At 60.0% G+C, this 6,932-nt stretch carries 6 protein-coding genes; all 6 read right to left on the bottom strand.

The window, feature by feature from the left end; all coding sequences use genetic code 11:
• Nucleotides 1-148 precede the first annotated feature (148 nt).
• Nucleotides 149-772, bottom strand: a complete 624-nt coding sequence (locus tag AC11W3_RS10130; RefSeq protein ID WP_484090299.1) for a phosphoribosylanthranilate isomerase — start codon at nucleotides 770-772, stop codon at nucleotides 149-151.
• 381 nt (nucleotides 773-1,153) lie between these two features.
• Nucleotides 1,154-2,509 (bottom strand): TrpB-like pyridoxal phosphate-dependent enzyme, encoded by a 1,356-nt coding sequence (locus AC11W3_RS10125; protein ID WP_484090300.1) that lies wholly within the window; start codon nucleotides 2,507-2,509, stop codon nucleotides 1,154-1,156.
• A gap of 22 nt (nucleotides 2,510-2,531) precedes the next feature.
• Nucleotides 2,532-3,332 carry an indole-3-glycerol phosphate synthase TrpC gene (gene trpC, locus AC11W3_RS10120; protein WP_484090301.1) on the bottom strand — a complete coding sequence of 267 codons (801 nt, stop codon included), beginning with the start codon at nucleotides 3,330-3,332 and terminating at the stop codon, nucleotides 2,532-2,534.
• 182 nt (nucleotides 3,333-3,514) lie between these two features.
• Nucleotides 3,515-4,576, bottom strand: coding sequence for an anthranilate phosphoribosyltransferase (gene trpD, locus AC11W3_RS10115; RefSeq protein ID WP_484090302.1), 1,062 nt, complete (start codon nucleotides 4,574-4,576; stop codon nucleotides 3,515-3,517).
• Between the two features lie 79 nt (nucleotides 4,577-4,655).
• Nucleotides 4,656-5,225, bottom strand: a complete 570-nt coding sequence (locus tag AC11W3_RS10110) for an anthranilate synthase component II (RefSeq protein ID WP_484090303.1) — start codon at nucleotides 5,223-5,225, stop codon at nucleotides 4,656-4,658.
• A gap of 133 nt (nucleotides 5,226-5,358) precedes the next feature.
• On the bottom strand, nucleotides 5,359-6,834 hold the full coding sequence (gene trpE, locus AC11W3_RS10105; RefSeq protein WP_484092961.1) for an anthranilate synthase component I: 1,476 nt from the start codon (nucleotides 6,832-6,834) through the stop codon (nucleotides 5,359-5,361).
• Nucleotides 6,835-6,932 lie beyond the last annotated feature (98 nt).

Genomic DNA, 6,932 nt, shown 5'->3' with positions numbered 1-6,932 from the left:
TCGGTTACGATAATCTTCATTGCCACTCCTTTGTCAAAAGATTTCCTGCGACTTCCTGCTGACCAGTTCTTCGTTCTACGAAACTACTTGCTATGTCCTGCGTTTATATTGGCAAATCAATATTGATTCACCATTCACCATTCACCATTCACCTTTCACCTTTCACGCCTTTAGCCGCCTTTATGAAGCTGCGGACTTTCTCGGCATCCTTTCGTCCAGGCGCGAACTCGACACCGCTGGATACGTCGACGCCATACGGTCTCACTTTGGCTACGGCAGCGGCGACATTGCCAGGGTTGAGGCCGCCGGCCAGGATGATGGTACCCTTCTCCTTTGCGGCAACCGCGCAGTCCCAATCGAAGCACTCGCCGGTGCCGCCATGGGCATGAGGGGAATACGCGTCAAGTACGAAGCCCGCCACCTGGTAATCGCTCATCGGGGCCAGGCTCTCCATGCCCCGCACCCTCAAGGCCTTCATCACCCGTCTGCGTACGGATCGGCAGTAGGTCGGGCTCTCCTCGCCGTGCAACTGGACAATGTCCAGCCCGCAGATATCCGCTGTTTTGTTTACAAAGTCAAGTTCCGCGTTTACGAAAAGCCCGACAACCTGCACGAATGGAGGCAACTCCTTGATAATGCGTGCGGCCTCCTCAGGCTGAAGAAAACGAGGGGATTTGTCGACGAAGATGAAACCGAGGGCATCCGCTCCGGCCTCAATGGCTATCAGAGCATCATCAAGCGATGTTATACCGCATATCTTAACCTTTGTCATCGGTGTATACCCTTAAAATGGTTCAACATCTGGCATCAGCACCGAACGAAGCGGTAGCCGGAGCTCATCCCCCAAAGGCTAATCCCCCCTGCCCTTCAGCGTTGTCCGGTTAGTTTTTTGCTTTGCCTCTTACCTTTCCTAATCTTCCTTCGAAACTGCTCCCTCTCCCCATGGGAGAGGGCTGGGGTGAGGGCACATGCCACGGAGATACGGGCTTCCCTCACCCCGCCTGCGGGCTGAAGCGCCCTTCGGCGCGCAAGCCCGACCCTCTCCCGGAGGGCGAGGGGGAGCTTGAAATGTAGAGAAATGGGCAGGTGCAAGTAGCTAACCGGACACCGCTGCACCTGCCCCCCTTTGACGAAGGGGGAGATAAATTGCTACCTAGAGTGCCACCTGCGGCAACCGCTCCAGAGCCTGGCGGATCTTCTCCTCCGGGTACTCGAAGTCCTCCAAAGCCCCGGAGAGATACGCGTCGTAGGCGCCCATGTCCAGCTGGCCGTGTCCGGAGAGGCCGAAGAGGATGGTCTTCTCCTGCCCCTCCTCCTTGGCCAGGACAGCCTCGTCGATGGCGGCCCGGACGGCATGAGACGATTCGGGGGCCGGCACAATCCCTTCGCTCCTGGCAAAGAGGAGCGCCCCCTCAAAGCACGAGTTCTGCTTGTAGGCCTTGGCCTCTATCTCCCCGGCGTGATAGAGCTGCGAGATCAGCGCGGACTCACCATGGTAGCGAAGGCCGCCGGCATGTATCCCCGGGGGCATGAAGTCGTGACCGAGAGTGTACATCTTGGTGATCGGAGCGAGCTTGGCAGTATCGCCGTAATCAAAGGCGTACACGCCCTTGGTCAGGGTCGGGCAGGAGGCAGGCTCGACGGCGAGGCAACGGACCTTCTTCCCGGTCGCCCGGTCAGCAACGAACGGGAAGGTAAGCCCGGCAAAGTTGGAACCTCCCCCGCAGCAGGCAATAACGACGTCAGGATAATCGCCGGCCAGGGCCATCTGCTCCTTCGCCTCCAGTCCGATCACCGTCTGATGGAGACAGACATGGTTGAGGACGCTGCCGAGGGCGTAGTTGGTGTCGGCGTGGGTGGCGGCGTCTTCGACCGCCTCGGATATGGCGATCCCGAGGCTTCCGAGGTTGTCCGGGTCGTGGGCCAGGATGGAGCGGCCGGCATTGGTGAACTCGGAGGGGGAAGGTATCACCGTCGCGCCCCAAAGCTGCATCATGCTCTTCCGGTACGGCTTCTGTGTGCAAGAGACCTTGACCATGTAGATGGTACATTCAAGGCCGAACATCGAGCAGGCCAGCGCCAGCGAACTCCCCCACTGCCCCGCGCCCGTCTCGGTGGCGAGCCTGCGGATGCCGGCCTGCTTGTTGTAAAAGGCCTGCGGGATGGCGGAGTTGGGCTTATGTGAGCCGGCGGGAGAGACACCCTCGTACTTGTAGTAAATCTTCGCGGGAGTCTGGAGGGCCTGCTCAAGGCGCCGGGCGCGGAACAGCGGCGATGGCCGCCAGAGCTTGTAGATCTCCCGCACCTCGTCCGGGATGTCGATCCAGCGCTCGGTGGACATCTCCTGCTCGATCAGGGCCATCGGGAAGATCGCCGACATATCCTCGGCAGAAACCGGCTTCATGGTCTGGGGATTGATGACCGGATGCAGCGGCCCGGGCATATCGGGAATGATGTTGTACCACTGTTTGGGGATCCTGCTTTCATCGAGGACAAACTTGGTGTTCATAAAGACTCCTTTCCCTTGGGGCTCAGCCCAGCAACTCCCGTAACTTCGCGCCAATGTCGCTCTCTCTCATCAGCGACTCGCCGATCAGGAAGGCATCGATCCCTTTTTTGCTCAGGCGTTCAATTTCATCCCGGCGGTTTATGCCGCTCTCGGCGACTATGGTGTAGCCTTCCGGAATGAGAGCGGCCAGCCGCTCCGACGTGGTAATGTCGACGGCGAAGGTCCGCAGGTTGCGGTTGTTGATGCCGATCAGGCGGCAGTCGGTCTGGAGGGCGTTCTCGAGCTCGGCCTCGTCGTGGACCTCGAGGAGGACATCCAGGGAGAGCTCCCGGGCCAGGGCGTGGAAATCGCGCAGCTGGGAAAGATCCAGCATCGCGGCTATCAGCAAGATGGCATCCGCGCCGGCCGCCCGAGCCTGATAGATCTGGTAAGGGTCGAAGATGAAGTCCTTGCGCAGAAGCGGCAGGCTCACCTGCTCACGGATCAGGGCGAGGTAGCTCAGGTGCCCGAGGAAGAAATGCTCGTCTGTCAGGACCGAGAGGCAGGTGGCGCCGTTATCCTGATAGATCCTGGCGATTTCGAGGGGGTCGAAATCCGCGCGGATCAGACCTTTGGAGGGAGAACCCTTTTTGACCTCGGAGATGATGGCAGTCCAGCCGGAATCGCCGGCGTTGCGCAAGGCAGCCTCGAAGCCGCGGGGATGATCCTCCAGCTCCGAGAGCCGGTCCATTATCTCGCCCAGCGGCACGGCGGCCTTCTCAGCGGCAAGCTCACCGAGCTTGTAGTCGACAATTTTCTTCAGTACATCGGGTATTTGGGCCATTGACAGGTTCCTTTGGTAACAATCTTCCACCAGCTTCCAAGACTGTCATTCCCGAAGCGATTCTGATCGGGAATCCAGCTCCTAAACGAAGTGAAATCTGGATCCCCGATAAGGGCATTCGGGGATGACAATCTCATAGCGGAAGATTAGCGCTAATTAGTAGGGCGAATGATTGTTCGCCCCTACTCCGCCTCGTTCGTTAGCGCCGCCAGCCTTTCCAGCTGGCTGGCTGCTCGGCCCGAATCTATTGCCTCTTTGGCCATGCCGATCCCCGCCATGACGTCGGCAGCCCTTCCAGCGGCCACCAGCGCAAAGCCTGCGTTCAGCAGGACTATGCGCCTCTTGGCGCCGTCTTTACCGGAGAGGATGTCTTTGACTATCACGGCGTTTCCGCCGGCATCCCCGCCGCGAAGCTCCTCCGCCGTTGATCGCTCAAGGCCGAACTGCTCGGGGGAAATCAGCCTGACATCGACCCCTTCCGGCCCCACCTCAGCCACCAGAGTTTCGCCTGCGAGGGTAATCTCATCCATGCCATCCATGCCATGAACCACGAAGCCCTTCCTGCAGCCGAGCTTCTTCAGCACGTGTCCCAGTTTCTCGACCAGGTCTTCGCGATAGACGCCGAGGACCTGGCGCCCTGCGCCGGCGGGGTTGGTCAGGGGACCAAGGACGTTGAAGATGGTGCGGATCCCTATCTCGCGGCGGGGTCCGATGGCGTGCTTCATAGCTCCGTGCAGGGCCGGAGCGTACAGAAAGCCGATGCCGATCTCGTTGATGCAGCGCTCTACCGTCTCGGGGGTGACATCCAGGTTGACTCCCAGAGCCTCCAGCACGTCGGCGGAGCCGCAGGAGGAGGAGACGGCGCGGTTTCCGTGCTTCGCCACCTTCACGCCGCAGGCGGAAACGACAAAGGCGACGGTAGTCGAGATATTGAAGCTGTTGGTGCCGCTCCCCCCGGTGCCGCAGGTGTCGAGAATGGTCTCCTGGTCGAGATTGATGTCGTCGCGGTCGAGATCCAGCACCCCCCGTTTGCCGACCCTTATGGGCATGACCCGGTCTCGCATGACCCGGGCGGCGCCGGTGATCTCATCGACCGTCTCACCTTTCATCCTCAAAGCGGTAATGAACGAGGCTATCTGCGCCGGAGTGGCGCCGCCGGACATGACCTGATCCATGACCTCGATCATCTCGGACTCGCTCAGATCGTGGCGCTCTACCACCCGTGCAATTGCCTTGCGTATCATGACAGCTCTCCTTTTGCTTCACAATTTCATCCCACAAGGGGGGGACGCAACGGCCACCGACTTCCGCAGGGAACCGGTGTTACCTGGACATCCGCAGGAAATTCCGCAGCAGGTCCATCCCCCCTTCAGTAAGGATCGACTCAGGATGGAACTGCACGCCCCAGATCGGGAGGGTACGGTGCTGCATTCCCATGATCTCCCCCTCCTCCACCCAGGCGGTGATTGCAAGTTCCTGCGGAAGCGATTCCCGCTCGACGATCAGTGAATGGTACCGCGTCGCCGAAAACGGGTTGGGGAGCCCCTCGAAGAGCCCCTTGCCGTCGTGCAGGATGGGGGAAGTCTTCCCGTGCATCAGCGTCGCGCTTTTCACCACCTTGCCGCCGAAAGCGTAACCGATCGACTGGTGGCCGAGGCAGACGCCGAGGATCGGGATCTTGCCGGCGAAGTGGCGGATGACCTCCACCGAAATTCCGGCCTCTTCGGGCGAGCAGGGGCCGGGAGAGACCACGATCCGGTCAGGCGCCAGCGCCTCGATCTCGGCGATGGTGATCTTGTCGTTACGGAAAACCCGCACATCCTCACCCAACTCGCCCAGGTACTGAACGATGTTGTAGGTGAAGGAATCGTAGTTATCTATCATCAAAAGCATAAGAACCTCTAAAAGCGTGAAAGGTGAAAGGTGAAAGGTGAAAGGTGAAAGGTGAAAGGTGAATGGTGAATCGGTTTCCACCTTTCACTCTTCACCTTTCACCCTTCACGGTTTCCGGTTCCCGTTTCACGGTTCAATCAAACCCCTGCTCGGCCATCTCGATGGCCTTCACAACTGCCTTGCCCTTGTTGACGGTCTCCATGTATTCGGCGGCGGGATCGGAGTCCGCCACGATACCGGCGCCGGCCTGCAGATGGACCTTCCCGTCCTTGACCACGAGGGTCCTGATGGCGATCGCCATATCCATGTTGCCGGAATACGAGAAGTAACCGACGGCGCCTCCATATACCTCGCGCCGCATCCCCTCCAGCTCCTCGATGATCTCCATCGCCCTTACCTTGGGCGCTCCCGAGAGGGTCCCGGCCGGGAAGGTGGCCCGCACTACGTCGAAGGCATCCTGCCCGGGGCTAAGGACGCCCTGCACGTTGGAGACGATGTGCATCACGTGGGAGTAGCGCTCGACCACCATCAGCTCCGAGACCTTCACGCTGCCGATCTTGCAGACTCGCCCCAGATCGTTTCTTCCCAGGTCCACCAGCATGACGTGCTCCGCCCGCTCTTTCGGATCGGCCATGAGTTCCTGCGCCAGGGCCTCGTCGGCGGCCGGGGTTGCCCCGCGCGGCCTGGTGCCTGCGATGGGACGAAGCTCAACCTGGTCTCCCTCCTTTCTCACCATGACTTCGGGGGAGGCACCGACCACGACCGTCTCGTCAAGGCGGAGGAAGAACATGTAGGGAGAGGGGTTGAGGGTCCTGAGGGCGCGGTAGACGTCAAAGGGGTCGACGGTAAGGTCGCCGGAAAAGCGCTGCGACAGAACGACCTGGATGATGTCGCCGTTTTTGACATATTCCTTGGCCCGCGTCACCGCGCTCTCGAAATCCTCGCGCTTCACGTTCGACGCCAGTTCGACCTTCCCCTTCACCGCGGTCTTGGGCCCGGCGATCAGCGGGGCCTTCAATCGGGCGATGAGGGCATCGACTTTGGCGACGGCGTCGGCGTAGGCGGCTTCCACCGTGGTGGAACCGTCGACGTGGGCGTTGGAAACGACCTTGATCTTTTGGCTGAGGCTGTCGAAGATCAGGATGGTGTCGGTGATGATGAAGCAGGCGTCGTAGGCATCGATGCCGCGGTCGTTTTTATCGGGAAGAGACTCGAAATGCCGCACCATGTCGTAGCCGAGATAGCCGACGGCACCGCCGAAAAAGCGGGGGATGCCGGGGACTTCCACGGGGACATAGCGTTCCATGTAGCTGCGGATATAGTCGAGGGGATCCGCCACCTCAACCCGCGTCACCTCGCCACCCTCGACGATTTCCACCCAGTTATCCTTGCCGCGGATCACCACCGCCGGAGAAGATCCCAGGAAGGTATAACGTCCCCACTTCTCGCCACCCTCGATACTCTCCAGGAGGAAGCCGTAGCGGCCGTCGTCGATTTTCTTGAAGGCGCCGACCGGGGTGTCGAGATCGGCCAGGATCTCCCTGTAGACCGGAATCAGATTGCCTTTTGTGGAAAGGGTTTGGAATGTCGCATAATCGGGGTGGTACATGGGTCTCCTAGTCTGGTTGCCAAGGTTGGAGGGAGGGGGGTAAGATCACTTTTATTAACACACGGGGAAAAAAGAGTCAAGAAAAGGGGGGACTTATG

The sequence above is a fragment of the Geomonas sp. genome (genome assembly GCF_056994735.1).
Note: the sequence above shows the minus strand (reverse complement) of the source record. Positions and strands in the feature narration are given on the sequence as shown.